Annotated in this window: 17 protein-coding genes; 6 read left to right on the forward strand and 11 right to left on the reverse strand. The window is 45.1% G+C overall.

Going from position 1 to position 19,596, the window contains the following annotated elements:
• Nucleotides 1-107 precede the first annotated feature (107 nt).
• Both Q1V85_RS10820 and Q1V85_RS10825 read right to left on the reverse strand, forming a co-directional pair.
• Nucleotides 108-2,180, reverse strand: a complete 2,073-nt coding sequence (locus tag Q1V85_RS10820; protein WP_300599768.1) for a hypothetical protein — start codon at nucleotides 2,178-2,180, stop codon at nucleotides 108-110.
• Nucleotides 2,181-2,581: 401 nt separating this feature from the next.
• Nucleotides 2,582-3,583 carry a hypothetical protein gene (locus tag Q1V85_RS10825; protein ID WP_300599770.1) on the reverse strand — a complete coding sequence of 334 codons (1,002 nt, stop codon included), beginning with the start codon at nucleotides 3,581-3,583 and terminating at the stop codon, nucleotides 2,582-2,584.
• Nucleotides 3,584-3,780: 197 nt separating this feature from the next.
• Between Q1V85_RS10825 and holA the strand changes: the two genes are divergently transcribed.
• Nucleotides 3,781-4,776: a DNA polymerase III subunit delta gene (gene holA / locus Q1V85_RS10830; protein ID WP_300599772.1), complete on the forward strand. Its 996-nt coding sequence runs from the start codon at nucleotides 3,781-3,783 to the stop codon at nucleotides 4,774-4,776.
• 177 nt (nucleotides 4,777-4,953) lie between these two features.
• Here the strand turns inward: holA and Q1V85_RS10835 are convergent, their stop codons facing one another.
• The 3 genes from Q1V85_RS10835 to panC all read right to left on the reverse strand — a co-directional run bounded on the left by Q1V85_RS10835 (nucleotide 4,954) and on the right by panC (nucleotide 7,735).
• Nucleotides 4,954-6,132 carry a PLP-dependent transferase gene (locus Q1V85_RS10835; RefSeq protein ID WP_300599773.1) on the reverse strand — a complete coding sequence of 393 codons (1,179 nt, stop codon included), beginning with the start codon at nucleotides 6,130-6,132 and terminating at the stop codon, nucleotides 4,954-4,956.
• Between the two features lie 115 nt (nucleotides 6,133-6,247).
• Nucleotides 6,248-6,679 (reverse strand): OsmC family protein, encoded by a 432-nt coding sequence (locus tag Q1V85_RS10840; protein WP_300599775.1) that lies wholly within the window; start codon nucleotides 6,677-6,679, stop codon nucleotides 6,248-6,250.
• 180 nt (nucleotides 6,680-6,859) lie between these two features.
• Nucleotides 6,860-7,735, reverse strand: a complete 876-nt coding sequence (panC, locus tag Q1V85_RS10845) for a pantoate--beta-alanine ligase (RefSeq protein WP_300599777.1) — start codon at nucleotides 7,733-7,735, stop codon at nucleotides 6,860-6,862.
• 73 nt (nucleotides 7,736-7,808) lie between these two features.
• On the opposite strand from panC, the gene Q1V85_RS10850 reads away from it, so the two are divergent.
• The 5 genes from Q1V85_RS10850 to Q1V85_RS10870 all read left to right on the forward strand — a co-directional run bounded on the left by Q1V85_RS10850 (nucleotide 7,809) and on the right by Q1V85_RS10870 (nucleotide 15,797).
• A complete protein-coding gene (locus Q1V85_RS10850) occupies nucleotides 7,809-8,621 on the forward strand; it encodes a glycogen/starch synthase (RefSeq protein ID WP_300599779.1) in 813 nt (270 codons plus the stop codon).
• A 35-nt stretch (nucleotides 8,622-8,656) separates the two neighbouring features.
• Complete coding sequence (locus tag Q1V85_RS10855) at nucleotides 8,657-10,183, forward strand: DUF4270 domain-containing protein (RefSeq protein ID WP_300599781.1); 1,527 nt, start codon at nucleotides 8,657-8,659, stop codon at nucleotides 10,181-10,183.
• 89 nt (nucleotides 10,184-10,272) lie between these two features.
• Complete coding sequence (gene metK, locus Q1V85_RS10860; protein ID WP_300599782.1) at nucleotides 10,273-11,526, forward strand: methionine adenosyltransferase; 1,254 nt, start codon at nucleotides 10,273-10,275, stop codon at nucleotides 11,524-11,526.
• 238 nt (nucleotides 11,527-11,764) lie between these two features.
• Nucleotides 11,765-14,380 (forward strand): DNA gyrase subunit A, encoded by a 2,616-nt coding sequence (gene gyrA, locus Q1V85_RS10865; protein WP_300599784.1) that lies wholly within the window; start codon nucleotides 11,765-11,767, stop codon nucleotides 14,378-14,380.
• A 103-nt stretch (nucleotides 14,381-14,483) separates the two neighbouring features.
• Nucleotides 14,484-15,797 (forward strand): hypothetical protein, encoded by a 1,314-nt coding sequence (locus tag Q1V85_RS10870; RefSeq protein ID WP_300599786.1) that lies wholly within the window; start codon nucleotides 14,484-14,486, stop codon nucleotides 15,795-15,797.
• 257 nt (nucleotides 15,798-16,054) lie between these two features.
• Here Q1V85_RS10870 and Q1V85_RS10875 read toward each other — a convergent pair whose 3' ends face one another.
• From Q1V85_RS10875 to Q1V85_RS10900, 6 genes are all read right to left on the reverse strand, one after another.
• Nucleotides 16,055-16,261, reverse strand: a complete 207-nt coding sequence (locus tag Q1V85_RS10875; protein ID WP_300599788.1) for a hypothetical protein — start codon at nucleotides 16,259-16,261, stop codon at nucleotides 16,055-16,057.
• A gap of 157 nt (nucleotides 16,262-16,418) precedes the next feature.
• Nucleotides 16,419-16,886, reverse strand: a complete 468-nt coding sequence (locus Q1V85_RS10880; RefSeq protein ID WP_300599790.1) for an Rrf2 family transcriptional regulator — start codon at nucleotides 16,884-16,886, stop codon at nucleotides 16,419-16,421.
• A gap of 46 nt (nucleotides 16,887-16,932) precedes the next feature.
• Entirely contained in the window at nucleotides 16,933-17,244 is a 312-nt protein-coding gene (locus Q1V85_RS10885) for an SUF system Fe-S cluster assembly protein (RefSeq protein WP_300599791.1), read from the reverse strand.
• Between the two features lie 27 nt (nucleotides 17,245-17,271).
• The gene (locus tag Q1V85_RS10890) at nucleotides 17,272-17,721 is read right to left on the reverse strand and encodes a SufE family protein (protein ID WP_300599793.1); all 450 of its coding nucleotides are present in this window, start codon (nucleotides 17,719-17,721) and stop codon (nucleotides 17,272-17,274) included.
• A 24-nt stretch (nucleotides 17,722-17,745) separates the two neighbouring features.
• A complete protein-coding gene (locus Q1V85_RS10895; protein ID WP_300599794.1) occupies nucleotides 17,746-18,264 on the reverse strand; it encodes a hypothetical protein in 519 nt (172 codons plus the stop codon).
• A gap of 28 nt (nucleotides 18,265-18,292) precedes the next feature.
• Nucleotides 18,293-19,552, reverse strand: coding sequence for a cysteine desulfurase (locus Q1V85_RS10900; RefSeq protein WP_300599796.1), 1,260 nt, complete (start codon nucleotides 19,550-19,552; stop codon nucleotides 18,293-18,295).
• Between the last annotated feature and the right edge of the window lie 44 nt (nucleotides 19,553-19,596).

Here is a 19,596-nt window from a genome sequence, read left to right on the forward strand (position 1 = left end):
GAGGCGGCCTTTCAAACGAGTGGCCGGCCTCTTTTGTAACGTGCATCAACCAGGGAAATATAGCGTACGTAATATTCCTGAGTCTTCTTCAGGAAGGGGGTGTTATATTAGTTACCGGATATCCCGGTAACTTTTATAGTCTTCGATGCATTGGTTGCACCGTCTTTGTCTACCTGAACCACGCGTATATAAAGCGCACTGTTCCGGTCAGCAATAGACTTTGTGTTCTTGCTGCAGGAGGTGATAACGGTTCCGGTTATAAGAAGAAGCGTTGCTGCTCCAACAAACCGGTTGCGACGGTACTGCGGCAGAAACAGCAACCCGGCAAGTAAAAAAGTAATACCCGCCATCGATGCGGCGCCTGCCATTGACCGGCTGAAATTGTATTGAAGTTCCGCTGTTGAATTGCCATTTGGTGCTTTTGATGCTACAGAACCAAGACTTGTAAAATGCACACCATCTATTGAACCTTCGATTTCAAAATGATCGTTTTGTTGCTCCATAAGTGTGCTCCAGTTAACGATCAGCTGCCCGTTTAGCCAATAGGCAGTTACCGGTCCAAACATAACCGGCAGTGCTGTGTCCCATTTGACGGTGTAAATACCAGGTGTGCTGCTTTGTTTGCCGGCTGCATCTACAAAGCTGTATTTGAAAGCGGTTTCGGTGGTGCCGCCCTGCAGGTTGGTAAACGATAACAACGAAGGATCAAACTGGTCAATGGTTTGACCGGCGGTTACCGGGCTGTTGTTGTAATACAACGTGCCATTGGTTGGCAGCTCTGTGATCACGATTGGGTTGGCATTTCCAAGGGCACCGTCTTCTGCATCATGGCCACTTACCGCTGTGGTAAGGGTCCCCTGCGGAATGGTGCCGCCAGATGGGGTGGAAATGGTTTGTTCCTTATTGTCGGAGACGGGCATTTGTTCGATACCGAAATTTGCATTGGTTACATTGCTATTGAGTTGTACATTGGTCAGTATGCCATCTGCATTACCATCATTGCCTGCGTCGGTACCCAGGTTTTCCCCGGTGGCCGTCCAGCCTTCGGGAAGCACAACACCGGCAAAACGATCACCTGCCGTAACAGGGTCTTTCGTAATAGCAATAGCGTAACCAGCGCTCAATACATTGGTAAAACTATAGCTGCCATTGGCATTTACGGGCGCTACTGCCAGTACGTTACCGGTAGCGGGATCGATCAAAACGGCATTCAGACCACCGGCGTTCGTACCCGGGCCATTAACGGTATTGTCACTCATGCCGTTGGCGTCGTTAAACACATTGCCGCTGATATCATAGGTAGTAAGAGACACACCTACCAGTAATGCGTCGCCGTTAAATTTGCTGGTTGAGCTCCACACAGTACCTTGTCCATCCCCGCTCAAATATACCTTAAACGTAAGCGTGGTAATATTGTTTCCATTAACCCGTATACTGCCGGAAGAGGCAGCCGGGGCCGTATTGCCGGTGGTTGAATTATAAGTGCCGGCGGAGTTATCAATTTTTTTTCCGGTTACACGGAAAAAATTATTGCCTGCCAGCCGCGATATGGTATAAGGATCCGTAAGTTCAAAACCTGCGGCAAAACCTAAGGTTCCGCTGTTGCTGTTCAATTGAAAAAAGCCCCCCATCCCGGTGAAATGAATCACCGGATTATTTACAGGGCGGGAAAAGGTAAGCGTAAGATCGCCGTAGTAAATGTCTTTAGTATTGGTTGCGATCTTATTGCTTCCGTTGCTATTGATCAACGCGTCTGCAATGGTCATCAGCTCCACGCCATAGTCGTTGGTAATATCAATGGCGGGTGTAGCTCCCCCGGTGGCATAGTGCATGTTTTGGGAATTGCTGATCGAATTCATCAGCGGGTACAATGCATTGGCTACGGGCGCATTGCCATTGGTGGCGCCGTTTACAGTAGTGCCAAATACCAGGCCTGGCAGGCTGGCACCTTCTACAGTAGTATATTGTTGATTGCTTAGCTTGTAGGTTACCTTGGTAGTTGGATTGTATACGCCGGCGTTTCCATTATAGAAAGTAATGGTTTGATCATTTGTGGAAGGGCCGCTTCCGGTAGGCCCGCCGCCGTTTTCAAATTTCAGGGAGCGCTGGGCAAAGGATAATTTTACTGCAAAGAGCGTTAACAGGAGGAGGGCTTTTCGGCTGATCAACTTTGTATTCATTGTGTTTATTTTTTGCGTTTGGGAAATTACCCGGTTCCTTTTTTTCAGGCATACCGGGTCCTTGCACAGTACCGGAGGATTTCCGGTGCTGCGTTATGAGGAACAGAAAATAGAAGCGATGTATAAACTGCTTACAGGTGGGGTTGTTTATTCTTTATAGACAAGTATGCATTTTCTATTTTTCAAATGCCTGCTTTTAAGGGCAACAAAAATAGTGGCTTTCGCAAGTACGAAGTATGAGTTTTGGAAGGGAGTTATAATTATTATAACACTTATAATAATTTGTGTAAATCAGAGGCGGTGTTTACCGGGTGTGTTGTGTTGATTGAGGGCCGGTTCATAAAAAAAGCTGTCCAGGAACTGAACAGCTTTTCATAATCGTAATCGGTTCGTGCTACCGCTTATCCGAAGATTCCTTTTCTCAGGTTACGGATTCCTTCACCGATTTTAAATCCGTTATGGTATACTTCAATTTTATAATCTCCATGTGTGAATCCGTCCGGGTTACGGATGGGGAAGGACACCCCTTTACGTGTTCCCTGCTCGTATTCCACCGGTACTTTTGCTGTAAAGTTGCGGTCGCCGTCCTGGCGGGTTGTCATGGATCCGGAAGATAATTGTGCATTCTGAACCACCTGTCCCTTTGGATCGGTAACTACTACGTAAAGATCTGCGGGGCCGGAAGTGGTAATCCGGTTCTCTACATTAAACGCAATACGCAGCATATCTACTTTACGGGCAAAATTGGTTTCCTTTTCTTTGCCATTGCGTTTTTCCTTTAGCGGGGTAATGGACATACCGGAGGCAGACAGTGTGCTTCCTACGTCTACCGTACTGGCCAGTTCATCATTCTCCTTACTTCTTGTATCCAGGTTCTGACTCAGAATATCTTTTTCCGCTGTTAAATGGGTGTTCTTGGCTGTCAGCTCCATATTCTCGCCTTTCAGCTGTGCTACCTGGGCCTCCAGCCGGCCAATCTGACCATTCAATTCTCCGATCAGGTGACGTGCTCTTTGGAGGTCAGAAGCGGAAGCTTTTTTATCATTCAGAATTTTGTTGATCTCCGTCTTACGGTCATCGATTTCTTTTTGAAGGGCGGTTTTTTCACCCTGCAAACTATTATTCGCACCGGTAATAGAATCCAGTCGCATCTCTGCAAGGTTGAACATTTGCCGGAGTGAATCAGACTCAGACATCACAGTGGCTACTTCAGGATTGGTGCCCTGCGATGTTCCGGTGCTGCCGGGCGCATTCTTACTCCATAAGATATAGCCCCAGGTACCTAACAGAGCGGCCACCAGTAAACCGATTAATACGTTTCTACCAGTATTATTGCTATTGGGATTGCCAGAAGGAGAACCGGTTGTTTGTGAAGAAGCGGAAGGGTAATTCGTATTTGCCATAATCTTCAAAATTTAATTTTAATCGTTTTTTTATAGTGTATGAATTTAACTTTTCCGGAAATATATATTATAAAATAGATATGTGCGGGTACTAATTATGATTGTAAACAGAAATTATGCCAAACGACTTTTTTCTTAAAAACATATGCGTATTTATATAATATTTACAAATTGTTAAAAACGCTATCTTGCACTTTATGAGCGTGGAAAAAATTCTTGGCGAATGGAAGAAAAATATTTACAAACCTGTTTATTGGCTTGAGGGCGAGGAAGATTACTATATTGATCAGCTGGTTAATTATGCGGAGACGTGTATCTTAACGGAGAGTGAGGCTTCGTTTAATCTGACTATTTTTTACGGGAGGGATGCCGCCTGGGCGGATATTGTAAATGCCTGCCGGAAGTACCCGATGTTTTCAGACAGGCAGGTGGTGATCCTTAAAGAGGCGCAGCAGCTGCGGGAAATGGAGAAACTGGAAGTGTATCTGAACCAGCCTTTGAGTTCAACCATATTTATAGTAGCCTATAAAGAAAAAAAGCTGGATGCCCGTACAAAGTTTGCAAAGCTGGTAAAGGAACATTCGGAGTTTTTGAGTACAAAAAAAATCTATGACAGCGCCCTGCCGGAATGGGTAAACGCTTATGTGGCCCAATTGCAGTATACCATTTCACCCAAGGCTACGATGTTGCTGGTAGATCATATCGGAAATGATCTGGCCCGTATTGAAAATGAGATTCAAAAGATCCTGATCAATCTGAAAACGCGCACGGCCATTACCGAAGAAGATGTAGAGAACTTTGTAGGCATCAGTAAGGACTTTAATATTTTTGAATTGCAAACAGCAGTGGCTAACAGGGATCTGGCAAAAGCCATGCGGGTGATCCGGTACTTTGGAGATAATCCTAAAGCGGCACCCATCCAGCTGGTACTGCCTTCGCTTTATGCTTTTTTTAGTAAGGTGTTTATGGTTTTTGGAGCTTCGGGCCCGGAAGATGCCATTGCCAAACAGATCGGCGTAAACGGTTTCTTTTTTAAAAGTTATGCGCAGGCTTCCCGTACCTACGGATATGAGGGGGTTGAAAAAATATTACTTTTATTGCACCAGTATAATTTACGAAGCATTGGAATCAATGCCACAAGGATCGAAGATGAATCGCTGTTGAAGGAAATGGTGGTGAAGATGATGATTTGAGTAATTTGAAAATTTGGGAATTTGAAACAGCTTTCAGCCACCAGTTATCAGTTTTCAGTCTTCAGTTATCAGTATTGCATGTACTCTCGCGATCGGTGATCCGGCACCAGGTATCAAACGGATCTAACCCGCCACGGCGGGCAAGCCTGAAACGTTGAACCTCCAACCTGAAACTTCCTAAGCCTTCTCCAACGCCTGCTCAATATCATAAATGATATCATCCACATGTTCCAGGCCTACCGAAATACGGATCAGTCCGGGTGTAATACCCACGGCAAGCTGATCTGCCGGTGGAACTTTAGAATGCGTGGTGCTGGCCGGGTGCGAGGCTATACTTCGCGAATCACCCAGGTTAGGGGTTAGCGACAACAGCTCCAATGCATCCATGAACCGGCGGCCGCTTTCCAGTCCGCCATTTAATTCAAAGCAAACAATACCACCACCGGCTTTCATTTGCTTTTTCGCAATCTCGTATTGAGGATGTGAGGGGAGGAACGGATATTTTACCCATGTTAATTTAGGATGGTGCTCAAAATGTTTGGCCACCGCCAGCGCGTTTTCCGAATGCCGCTGAATGCGTACATCCAGGGTTTCTAGGCTTTTTGAAAGCACCCAGGAGTTAAAAGGGGAGAGCGCGGGTCCCATATTCCGGCAGAAAAGATAAATATCATGGATCAGCTCTTTTTTGCCCACTATCACGCCACCCAGCACACGGCCCTGCCCATCGAGCCATTTAGTGGCCGAATGGATCACCAGGTCTGCTCCAAAATCAACAGGTGTTTGCAATACCGGTGTGGCAAAACAATTGTCTACATTATAAATGATGCCATGCTTGCGGGCCAGTTGGCCTACTGCCTCCAGGTCGATCAATTCCAACTGAGGGTTGGTGGGTGTTTCCAGGTAGATCATCCTGGTATTGGGGCGGATGGCGGCTTCCCAGGATGTGATATCATCTGTGGGAACAAGGGTGTATTCGATGCCAAAGCGTGGCAGGAATTTCGTTACAACGGTATTGGTACCACCAAACATCGACCGGCTGCAAAGCAGGTGATCTCCCGCCTTTAACAGTCCGAAAAACGACATAGAAACAGCGGCCATGCCGCTTGCTACGGCAAAACCGGCTTCGGCCTTTTCAAGCAATGCCATCTTGTTGGCAAACTCATCTACATTGGGATTGCTATACCGGCTATAAATATTGGCGTCGATCTCATCGGCAAAAGCTGCGCGCATATCTTCTGCCGAATTAAATGCAAAACTACTGGTAAGATAAAGAGGGGCAGAATGTTCCATTTGCGCACTGCGCTCCATCTGGGCACGGATTGCCAGTGTAGACGGATGTAATTTTCTATTACTCATTATAATGAATGAAAAATTGAAATATCTTATTTTAAATGTTGGTAATAAATAATTTATAGATCATTAACTGAATAAATTATTTATAAAAAAAGCTGGCCGGTCTGACCATAATAAATTATACGCCCTCGGGATGAACGATCACTTTAGTACGGATATTTGCTCCGGCTTTAGTAAGCGTTACAGCTACTGAGCAATATTTGTTCATAGAAATATCCACGGCCCGTTGTGCCTTTCCTTCATCTACATTGCCTGTTATTTCAAATACCAGGTCGATCTCCTTCCAGAGAGATGGTTCTACTCCCGCTTCCCGCTCGCCGGTTACCGTTACCGAATAATCTTTTATGTCCTGGCGTTGCTTCTTCAGGATGCTGATTACGTCGATGCTGGCACAACCGGCAAGTGCGTTTAACAACACCTGCATGGGACGCGCTCCATATTCGGTGCCACCCATTTCCGGGTTGCTATCCAATTTTATTACTGTTCCGTTCTCATTGATGGTATCAAAACCATAATCACCACTCACTCTTTTTAATGCAACTTTTGCCATGTGCTCATTTGTTTAGGTTGCAAAATTATTTGAAAACATTGAGAATTTGAAAATTTGAATACCGATGGATTCCAGCCGTCAGGTTTCAGTATTCAGTTTTCACAAAGGAGCACCAGGTATTAAATGGATATGCGTGAAACTTGAAACAGCTTTTCAGTCATTAGTGTTGTACACCATGTATCAAAACGTATTTAACCTGGTACCCGGATGAAGCTCCATATTGTCAATCAGCCGAACGGCGCCCAGGAAGGCCGCAATAAGACCGGTAACCGGTGTTTGACTGTCCCAGCGGGTACAGGCTTCCAGGGTATGGGTGTTGGCAATGGAGATATAATCCGGACGGAATCCTTCGGCGACTAACCGTTGCCGGGCCGTTTCCAGCAGGGAGCTAAGATCGCCAGCCGTTAATTGTTCCTTCAGGTATGTTAATGTTTGATAAATGGCCGGCGCCTTTTGAAGCTCTTCAGCACTAAGGCGGGTATTCCGGCTGCTCATGGCCAAACCACTGGGTTCGCGCAGGGTAGGGACGGTATGCATCCGGATCCGGTTAAAATCGGGATTTAAGGCAATCAGCTGTTCAATCACCTTGCACTGCTGCAGGTCTTTTTGTCCAAAAAAAACATGATCCGGATCCATTGTATAAAAAAGACGGCTCACCACATGGGCTACGCCCTGAAAATGCCCCGGACGGTATTTCCCTTCCAGGATATATTCCAGGTGCCCAAGATCATAATGAGGAGGATGGGCAGTACCGGAAGGATATATCTCTTCAACATCGGGATAAAAAACGGCGTCGCAGCCATGTAATTCCAGCAACTGAAGATCTTTTTCAATGGTACGCGGATATTTTTCAAGGTCTTTGGGATCGTTAAACTGGGTGGGATTTACGAAGATGCTGCATACCGTAAAATCCGAATGTTGCCGGGCCGCCTGTACCAGGCTGATATGGCCAGCATGCAGCGCACCCATCGTGGGAACAAAGCCAATTTCCTGTTTTTTATCGTGTAAATCAGCAATAAAACCCTGAATATCACACTTCTTTTTGAATAAACGCATCCTGCAAAATAGAATATTCGCACCAATTTTGGCTATAATAATGTACCTTTGCAGCCTTTAAAGTTTGTAAAACATGTCAGCAAAGAAAAGAATTTTATTTATAGCCAATGAAATGTCACCCTATCTTGAATTGACAGAATTCTCCGAAACAGTTAACAAACTTGCCATAAAAGCCAATGACAATGGATTTGAAGTGCGGTGTATTATGCCCCGTTTTGGCAGTATTAATGAACGCCGGCACCGGCTGCATGAAGTGGTTCGGCTTTCGGGGATCAATGTTACGGTAGATAATGATGACATGCCATTGCAGATTAAAGTGGCTTCTTTGCCCAGCGCGCGCCTGCAGGTTTACTTTTTAGAAAACGAAGAGTTGTTTAAGCGCAAAACGCTTTTTCATGATGAAAACGACCAGTGGTTTGATGATAATGACCTGAGAACGGTTTTTTATTGCAAAGGCGCCCTGGAAACCGTAAAAAAATTCGGCTGGTCGCCAGACATCATTCATTGCAGCGGCTGGATGACCGGACTGATTCCGGCGTATCTGAAAACAGTTTACAAAAAAGAACCGGTATTTGCCCATAGTAAGATCGTATATACCATCGGTGAAACGACGTTCAAAGAAAAACTGGGAAAAGAGTTTATACAAAAGGCACTTATTCATCCGTCTTTAAAGGAAAAAGACCTGGATGTATACAAGGAGGGAACCAACGTGGCACTGATGCGGGGAGGCGCTACTTTTTCCGATGCCATTAGCTTTGGCTCCGCAGATGTAGATAAAAAGCTGGTTACGGAATTTTCAAAAGTGCGCGGAAAAAAGACCCTTCCGTTTAAAGAAGACTCCGATTTAACAGAGTATTTACAACTGTATCACGATCTTGCGAGCTGATGAAACTTTTACGCTTATTAAATTCAATATTTTTTGTGAAAAAAAGGCATTTTATTGCACTCGGTCTTTTCATCCTGGCTACCGGATTGATTGTTTCCTGCAGCAAGATCAATATGGCAACCGAATTAGGGCAGGGGCTGATTCCGGAGGTAGACAATATCCATACGTTTGATACAACATTAGAGGTACATGCTTTTAATGGAATCTTTACGGCACAGAACGATAGCTTTCGTTCTCACTATTCAAATGCGCAGCTGCTGGGTACCATTACCAATGACCCTATTTTTGGTAAGACCGATGCCAAAATGTATTTCCAGATAAGTCCAAACTCTAAAACGCCTTTCAGTAATAGTCCTGATAAGCGGATGCTGGATTCTGTGGTGCTGGTGCTGGATCATTCTTTTATTTATGGGGACACCTTATTACCACAGACGATTCAGGTATCGGAGCTTGCTCAAAGCAATGATATAAAAGGGGATACTTCTTATTTTTTAACAAAGGTGCTATCTACTGCAGGGGTTCTGGGATCCAAAACTTTTGTTCCCCGTACATTGAGAGACTCTATGCAAGTGATTGAACATTCTGCTGTCAATAAATTTGATACCAGCAATGTAATCAGTCAATTAAGAATTAAGCTGGACAATGCTTTTGGGCAGCGGTTACTGGCTTATGATACCACGGGTGCTAATGATGCCTACTCTACAGATTCAATCTTCCGGACGAAATTTAAAGGTTTTGCACTGGAATCGGTTGGCGGTGGTAATGGACTGATGGGTTTTAGTCTGACCAACGCGCAGCTGCGGGTATATTACCGTTATGAAAATACAACAACCGCAGGCGATATCGATACGGCCACCGGTGTTTTCTATTTTACAAAGGCTTCACTTTTGGGAAATGAAAATGGATCGGCCAATTATATTTCAAGAGATTACAGTGGTACCCAGGTTTTAGCAGTGAGCGGAGATAATGTGGAAGATCCCATTCTATACCTGCAAAACACTCCTGGTACTTTTGCTACATTAAAGATCCCCGGCCTGGCTACCTTCCCCAAATCGGTAATTCACCTGGCGGAGTTGCAAATGGAATCGATCTACGATCAGTCGGACTCATTATTCTCTGCTCCAAGGAACCTGTTTTTGGATGTATATGATTCAACGGATCAGAAGTTTAAACTGGTACCCTATGTATTTAACGCAAGTGTTGTATACGGGAGTCCTCCAACGTTAACTAATTTTGCATCGTTTTACAGTACCACCAATGCCAATCAAACCTACTACAATAAAAAAGATCCTTCGGGAAATATCGTAAAACAATGGCGCTTTAATATAACAGGGTATCTGCAAAATATAGGATTGCAAAAAGTGCCGGCGTTTGACTTCCGATTGTATGCTCCTGCAAATGAGGTGCTGCTTTTGGGTGACCGGGGTGCCAGTACTGATGTTAAGTTCCCGATTCCGCAGTCACAATATAACAGTATTGCAGGTTATGGGCGTGCACGTATCGGGGGAGGAAATCATCCAACCCAGAAAATGAAGCTGCGCATCGTGTATTCAAAACCTTAGTCGCTGACTGATATTATTTTATTTAAATAACAACGGGTGCTATATTTGCACCCGTAAATTTTTAATTATTTCTTAATAACCCATCGTTTATGCCTTATTTATTTACTTCTGAAAGTGTTTCTGAAGGACACCCGGATAAAGTAGCCGATCAGATTTCGGACGCACTTATTGATAACTTCCTGGCCTTTGACCCGCAGTCGAAAGTAGCCTGTGAAACATTGGTAACCACAGGTCAGGTAATTTTAGCCGGAGAAGTAAAGTCCAAGGCATACCTGGATGTGCAGGAAATTGCCCGTAGTGTGGTAAGCCGGATCGGCTATACCAAGAGCGAATATATGTTTGAAGCCCGTTCCTGCGGTGTATTGTCCGCCATCCATGAGCAGTCGTCCGATATTAACCAGGGCGTAGAACGTAAGAAAAAAGAAGACCAGGGTGCTGGCGACCAGGGAATGATGTTTGGATATGCCACCAATGAAACGGCGAACTATATGCCGCTGGCACTGGACCTGGCGCATACATTACTGATTGAGCTGGCGGCCATCCGTCGTGAAAATAAAAAAATCCAGTACCTGCGCCCCGATTCCAAGAGCCAGGTAACCCTGGAATATGATGATAATAATAAACCCGTTCGGATCGAAGCCATCGTGATCTCTACACAGCATGATGATTTTGATACGGAGGCAAAAATGCAGGAAAAGATCAGCAGCGATATCAAGGCCATCCTGATTCCCCGCGTTATCAAAAAATACCCGCAATACAAGCACCTGTTCAATAATAAGATCAAGTATCACATCAACCCGACCGGTAATTTTGTAATTGGCGGTCCTCATGGAGATACAGGTCTTACCGGAAGAAAAATCATCGTAGATACATACGGAGGTAAGGGGGCACATGGTGGTGGTGCTTTTAGTGGTAAGGATCCCAGCAAGGTAGACCGTTCTGCGGCCTATGCTACCCGTCATATTGCAAAGAACCTGGTGGCTGCCGGCCTTTGCGATGAGGTACTGGTACAGGTTTCTTATGCTATTGGAGTGGCCCAGCCCACCAGTATTAACGTAAATACGTATGGTACGGCAAAGGTAGATCTGACCGATGGCCAGATCAGCCAGGCGGTACAACAGCTCTTCGATATGCGTCCTTACTTTATTGAGCAGCGCCTGAAGCTCCGCAATCCTATTTATAGCGAAACTGCGGCTTATGGTCATATGGGAAGAGAAAATACCGTGGTGGAGAAAGTATTTGTAGCGCCCGACGGTAAAAAAGTAACCAAGAAAGTAGAGTTGTTTACCTGGGAAAAGCTGGACTATGTTCCCAAGGTAAAAAAAGCATTCGGTCTTAAATAAAAGACCTGGAATATTTTGTAAAAGCTGCTCCCCGGGGCAGCTTTTATGTTTTGATTATCCGGTTTTTACGATCCGGCCCAACCAGAAGCATGAAACACCCGATTTTCATCTGAAAAGGCGTAAAAAGTGGATAATTCCCACTAAAAAACAGGCTCCGGGAAGCATAAATACGGCCTGGAAAAGTTAAATTTGCATATAGTGCATTTTGCAACATTCAGAATGATTTAGAATATATTAGATGGAAGAAAATTTAGATCCGCAGGCAACACAGGACAGCAATCGCATCATCCCCGTAAATATTGAAGAGCAGATGAAAACGGCCTACATCGATTATTCGATGTCGGTAATCGTTGGCCGCGCCCTGCCCGATGTACGGGACGGTTTAAAACCGGTTCACCGTCGTATCCTCTATGCCATGAACGAATTGAACCTGAGATCAAACCGCCCGCACCGGAAATCGGCGCTTGTGGTAGGTGAGGTATTGGGTAAATATCACCCGCATGGTGATAGTTCGGTGTATGACGCGATGGTACGTATGGCCCAGGATTGGAGCATGCGCTACACCATGGTGAACGGCCAGGGTAACTTTGGTACACAGGATGGGGACGGACCGGCGGCCATGCGTTATACGGAGGTAAAGCTGGAAAGTATTGCAGAGCATACCCTGCTGGATATTGAAAAAGAAACGGTAGACTTTCAGCCGAACTATGATGATTCCAGGGAGGAACCCGTGGTATTACCTACGCGGATCCCGCAGTTGCTGGTAAACGGATCCAGTGGTATTGCCGTTGGTATGGCTACCAATGTAATGCCGCATAACCTTTCGGAAGTAATTGACGGCTGTGTGGCTTACATCAACAACCGGGAGATCACCATTGAAGAACTGATGCTGCATGTAAAGGCGCCTGATTTTCCAACCGGAGGAATTATCTACGGAATTGAAGGTATTCGTGCGGGAATGTATACCGGCCGCGGACGTGTGGTATTGCGGGGAAGGGTGCGGGTAGATACCAAGCCCAGTGGAAGAGAACAGATCGTGATATCGGAAGTACCATACCAGGTAAACCGGGATGCACTTACCAGCCGGATTGGTGACCTGGTGAACAACAAGATCATTGATGGTATTGCCCATGTAAACAACGAATCGAATAAGAAAGAAGGTACCCGTATTGTGATCGATTTAAAACGGGATGCTATTGCCAACGTGGTGATTAACCAGTTGTATAAGAATACGGATCTGCAAACCTCTTATGGCATTAACAACGTAGCCATTACCCAGGGCCGCCCGAAGATCCTGAACCTCAAAGACCTGATCAGCGAGTTTGTTGCATTCCGGCATGAAGTAATCGTGCGGCGTACAAAATTTGAACTGAAGGAGGCGGAAAAGCGCGCGCATATTTTGCAGGGATACCTGATCGCACTGGATCACCTGGATGAAGTGATCCGGCTGATCCGTAGTTCGCCTACGCCGGAAGTGGCAAAAGACAACCTGATCAATGCCGGCTGGGGACTGGATGAGATCCAGGCAAAAGCTATTCTTGAGCTGCGTTTGCAGCGGCTTACGGGCATGGAGCGTGAGAAGATCAAAGAAGAGTTTGATGAGCTCATGAAACTGATCACCCATTTGAAAGAGATACTGGCAAATGAAGGTCTGCGGTACGAGATCATTACAACGGAGCTGTTGGAAATAAAGGAAAAATTCGGGGATGCCCGTAAAACAGAGATCACCTATCTGAATGATGAGGTTTCTATCAAAGATCTGATCAAAGAGGAAGATGTGGTGATCACGATTTCACATCTTGGTTATATCAAACGCACACCGGTAGATGAGTTCCGGGCGCAGCGCAGAGGCGGAAGAGGTGTAATGGGCGGCAAAACAAGAGATGAGGATTTTATTGAGCACCTGTTTGTTGCTTCAACCCATCATACCCTGTTATTCTTTACAGAAAAAGGAAGGTGTTATTGGTTGAACGTATACGAAATTCCTGAAGGGGAAAAGACCGGTAAGGGAAGAGCCATTCAGAACCTGATGCAGTTGCCTCCGGATGATAAGATCCGTGCCATCATTGACGTGCAGGACCTGAAGAACGAGGAATTTGTTAATAGCCATAATATCGTTTTGTGCACCAAGAAGGGGATCATTAAGAAAACCGCGCTGGAAGATTTCAGCCGTCCGCGTCAAACCGGTGTGAACGCGATCACCATTAATGAGGGCGACCGTTTGCTGGAAGCGCGTTTAACAGATGGTAAATCGGAGATCATGATGGCGGTTAAAAGCGGCCGCGCGATCCGTTTCTCAGAAGATAAAGTGCGTTCAACCGGTCGGGGAGCCATCGGTGTGGGAGGTATTGAGGTGGATGATGAAAATGATGAAGTGATCGGGATGATCTGCCTGTCTGCCGAAAATCCCAAATCGGTGCTGGTGGTAAGTGAAAAAGGATATGGAAAACGGACGAAGATCGATGAATACCGTTTTACAAACCGGGGCGGAAAAGGCGTTAAAACCATCAGTGTAACGGAAAAAACAGGCTCGCTTGTAGGGCTGCTGGATGTAGATGAAACGCAGGATCTGCTGATCACCTGCAAGAGCGGTATCACGATCCGGATGCGGGTAAAAGACATTAGTGAGCTGGGACGTGCCACCCAGGGCGTGAAACTGATCCGTTTAGAAGAAGATGACCAGATCGCGGCTATCAGCCAGGTAGATGAGCAGGAGGAAATTGCGGAAGAAAGCGAAACAACGGTAAACGCAACGGATGCCCCGTTAGAAGCGTCAACCGGAGAAAATGATGTAACTTCAGGCGAAGATGCTGGTGAAGAAAAAAATAATGAAGCGGAAGCATCAGAAAATTAATGGTTTTGCGTTATAAGTTCGGAACGAAAATTGCCGTGCTATGACAGGCGGCCATGTTGTTAAAGCCTTGAACAATTTAGAACTTAAAAACTTAAAAAAGAATATGAAGAAGAAAATTACGCTTTTTGCGTCTATACTGCTGGCAGGATCGGCAGTGTATGCACAAAAATACGATCCGATTAAAGGTGCTTTGTTAACAAACAACATAACAGAAGCACGCAAGCTTTATGACAAAGAGTCTGCCAATGAGAAGTTCTTTTCAAAACCGGAAGGGTATATTATCAAATCTTATATTCTTGCTGTTGACGCATTGGACAGTGCCAAAGCGGGAGATGCAGAAAAGAACCGGGAAGCAGGACTTGAAGCATTTAATAAGTACAAAGAGCTGGACCCTTCTATGAAAGACCTGGATGCGTATAAAAATGCGCCGTACCAGTTGTATGCTTCTTATTTTAATAGCGGTGTAGCCGATATCAATGCCAAAAATTATGAAGGAGCTTACGCAAAGTTTAAAAATGTGGTAGACCTTTCGGACCTGCTGATCGCGAAAAAGATCAATCTTCCCGGGCCAATTGATACCAATGCCGTGTATTATGCCGGCGTACTGGCAGAGACCAATAAGCATATGGACGAGGCTGTGAAGTACAATACCCGTCTGGCAGATCTGAAGATTACCGGTCCAAATTATGAGCAGGTATACCAGAGTCTCGTACGGTACTATGCAGGTAAGAATGACGACGCCAATTTTGAAAAGTACCGGAAGCTGGGTAAAGAGCTGTATCCTCAAAGTGAATTCTTTACGTACAATAAACTCGACTTTGCCATTGGTGGAAGCAGCAGCTTTGAGGAAAAAATAGCCAACCTCGAAAAGATCACCGCAGCCACCCCTGACGACTATAAAGCAAACCTGGCATTAGCTGAAGCGATCTATCAAAAGCTGGACCAGGCAAAAGAAGGGGAAGAAAAGCCGGCAAATGCAGCTGAACTGGAAACAAAAATGCTGAATGCATTAAAGAAGGCTGAATCGTTAAACCCCGGTGAGATGCAGCCGGTTTTACTGCAGGGAGATCATTTTATGATTAAAGCGAGCGCCAAGGAAGAAGAAATGCGGAATGCAGAAAAAGAGGTGGATAATAAGGGGGCTAAAGCAACTGCAGCCGATAAACAAAAATTTGCAGATGCCAAAAAAGCCTATGTGGCGGAATATGCGCTGGCTGCTGAAAAATTTGAAAAAGCTGCAGATGCATTGGGAAAAGTTCAACAGCTCGATAACCAGCAGAAACGTCAGTACCGTGTAATTGCCGGTTACCTGGCGCAATATTATTTCTTTATAGGACAAGACGCTACGGGTGCCAACAAGGCGAAGTACAATGCCCTGGAGAAAAAATATGATACACTCTACAAGAGCATGAAGTAACAGGATCGTATAATTGATTTAAAGCGGGAGTGCACAGGCATTCCCGCTTTTTTATTGTCCCTGCAGTAATGAAAGAGCAAACCCTATATCGTTCCATTCTATACTAAGATTGAAGAATATTGGTCAATGGTTATAACGGCTACGAACAAGCATCTGAGAATAACCTGTATAAAGGCTGGAGCATAAAAAAACCGTCCCGATAAAATCGGAACGGCGTTCAATAACCTTATGAAAAGGATATCTAAATAACTACTTAATTATTTTTTTGTAGAATCAACAGCTGGAGCTTTAGCAGCTGAATCTGGATGCGCAGGAGCTACTGTAGCAGAATCCGGAGCTGGAGTAGGAGCTGGAGTTACCGCAGTTGTTGTATCAGGAGCTGGAGTCTCTTCTGTTTTAGTTTCAGAACTGTTACAAGCTGCGAAAGAAACTGCGATCAGAGCAATTGCAAATAATTTTTTCATTGTTTGTTTTTTAATATTAAAATTATAATTTGATATTAATACCGGTTATTAAAAAAGGTAACCGATGTTGATGAAAAAATATTTATAAGATAAAATCATGATAATTAGCGTTTTATGAATTGTATTAAGAAAAATATAAAAATAATTAAGGCAAAACTCAAAGAACCGGGTTTTGACGCACCAGGCTGTTGAATTTTACAGCGGAGGTTTCTTCGTTTCCGATCAGATCGGCCAACGTAATCTGTACCAATAATTTATCAATGGTGAGTTGAAGTATTTGCCAAAGCGACCGGGCCGAACAATCTACCGAATTGGTACAAAAGCGCATATTGCCCTTATGTGCACCGCAAAAGCTGGTGTCAAATAACACCCCCCCCAGCGCTTCCAGTACATCTTTGATGACGATATCGCTTGCCGGCCGGGCAAGGATATAGCCACCCTTATTGCCGGGAGTGCTTCGTATAAAATTAGCCATACGTAATGTTCGGGCAAATTTTGCAACATAGTGCGTCGTAAGGCCTTCCGCCTCACTGAGTTGGGGAATGCTTAGCCCTTCTTCATCCTTACAGGCAGCCAGCCGGATCAGGATCCTTAAACCATATTCTTCCTGTGCGGTAATTTTCATTGTATTGATTTCTCCCGGATTTTCTGTTCCTGTTTTAAATACTGTTTCATAAAAATCCTAATTCCAGTTGAGCGGCTTCGCTCATCATGCTTTTATTCCATGGCGGATCCCAGGTAATGGTTACCTCTACATCACTTACCCCTTCTATGGCCCGGATCTTTTGATCTACCTCAACCGGAAGCGATTGTGCCGCAGGGCAGGAGGGCGCGGTAAGTGTCATGAGCACTTTTACATAATTATTTTCAAGCACTTCTACTTTATAGATCAACCCCAGTTCAAAAATGTTTACCGGCAATTCAGGGTCGAAAACGGTTTGAAGTTCTTTGATTACCTGTTCCTCAATGGTATCGGGTTCCATAATCTTCAGTTTTTAAGCCGACAGCCATCAGCTATCTGCTCGTTTAAAATCTAAACTTTTAAATGCCAGCGCATAATGCTTCATCTGTTTTACCATCGCCCTTAAACCATTGGACCGGGTCTGCGCCAGGTGGCTGGTCATCCCGATCTTATTGATAAAATCCATATCGGCATCCAGGATTTCATCGGGTGTGTGGTTCGAAAGTACGCGGATGAGCATGCTAATCAATCCTTTTACAATGATTGCATCGCTTTCGGCTTTGTAAATTACTTTGCCATCCTGGTAGTCGGCAACCAGCCATACGGTAGACTGACAGCCTTTTACCTTATTTTCCTCTTTTTTAAAGACATCATCCAGTGGTTGCAATTTTTTTCCCAGGTCAATGATGTATTCATATTTATCGTCCCAGGAATCAAAAAGTGAAAAATCCGCTACGATCTCTTGCTCTATTTCGGGTATGCTTTTACTGTTTGCCATCTTTAAATTTATTTACGGCCGGTTTCATTGGCCATTTCTCAGCGGGATTTTGTTCACCAAATCATATCCAACATTTACTGCGAAATGGTCTTTGTTTTCGCCCCGCTTCACTGTATAATAGATATTCAATACCACCCAGCTGGTCACCTCCCGTCCGCTAAAGCCTCCGGGGCTCCACAGGCAGGCAGATTCTTTCATTACACGGACCAGTTCATTCTGAAAGCGCTTATCCGGTGTTTTTGTTACCGTGAGATCGCTCATTCCATTGTAGGGAGACAAAATAAACTTCACCTGGGCCGTGTCCGTGAAAGTATTACCAGGCATTGCCGCCGCCAGTTCTGCAAAGGGGATCCGGAGCTCCAGGTAATTCTTAAAGCCGTGCTCCCGGAACTTGGGGGGAAACTCCGTTTTTTTAAATACTTCACTTCCCGGTACATCCAGCGACTTTTCCGAATAGCAGGTTGCTGGGCGGGCCGGCTGCCCCAGGATGGAGCCCGTTAAAACAAAGGTTCCAAAAAAGAATATAAGCCATTTACCCTTCATGATACTTTAATACGGTTACCGTGGCATTTTACCGCAATACCTTAATTGCTTTCTGCAATCCCTCCGCCAGTTTATCCACTTCTTCCAGGGTATTATACACCGCAAATGACGCCCGGATCGTTCCCGGAATACAAAAGCGATTCATCAGCGGCTCGGCACAATGATGACCGGTGCGTACAGCGATGCCTTTATTATCCAGCAAAATTCCAATATCCTGCGGATGAACACCATCGATCACAAAGGAAAGTACGCTTGCTTTCTCTGCTGCTTCACCAATGATGCGAACGCCCTCCAGTTCTTTTACCTTTTCGGTAGCATAGGACAGCAGCGTGTCTTCATGTTTCCGGATATTTTCCTTACCCAGTGTATTAATGTATTCGATAGCCGGTTTAAACGCTACAAAATCTGCAATATTCGGAGTTCCTGCTTCAAATTTATAGGGTAGTTCGTTGTAGGTGGTCTTTTCAAACGTTACCTCTTTGATCATTTCACCTCCACCGTTGAACACCGGCATGGCTTCAAGAATGTGCTGCTTGCCATATAAGGCGCCTGCACCGGTAGGACCAAACATTTTGTGGGCCGATAATGCAAAAAAATCACAATCCAGTGCCTGCACGTCAATGTCCAGGTGCATGGAGGATTGAGCGCCATCGATTAAAACCAATGCACCTTTGGCATGCGCTTTATCGATGATGGTTTTTACCGGGTTGATGGTTCCCATTGCATTGGAAACATGTACCACCGAAACCAGCCTTGTCCGGTCCGAAAGCAACCGGTCGTATTCATCCAGGATCAGTTCACCCTTTTCGGTTACCGGGATCACTTTCAGCACCGCTTTCTTTTCCTCGCAAACAATTTGCCAGGGAACAATATTGGAATGGTGTTCCATCCCGGATATGATTACCTCATCGCCTTCCTGCAGGTTTTTTCGGCCCCAGGTATAGGCTACCAGGTTGATGCCTTCCGTGGTTCCTTTGGTATAAATGATTTCCTCCCGGTGCGCGGCATTGATAAACTGCCGGATGGCATCGCGGGTAGCTTCAAAAGCGGCAGTGGCTTCTTCAGCCAGTGTATGAATGCCGCGGTGCACATTTGCGTTCAGATGCGTATAATAATGTACCAGCGCATCAATCACTGCAGCCGGCTTCTGGGAAGTGGCTGCATTATCAAAATATACCAGCGGATGGCCTTTTACCATCCGGCTCAGGATCGGGAAATCATTCCGGATCGCTTCAATATCCAATACGTTGTTGGTTGCGGACGCCTCAATTATTGCTTCATTACTCATCACCTGTATTTTTAATGGATTTGAATCTCTTTAAACGGCACCGT

The organism is Niabella sp., assembly GCF_030150205.1.
GTDB lineage: Bacteria > Bacteroidota > Bacteroidia > Chitinophagales > Chitinophagaceae > Niabella.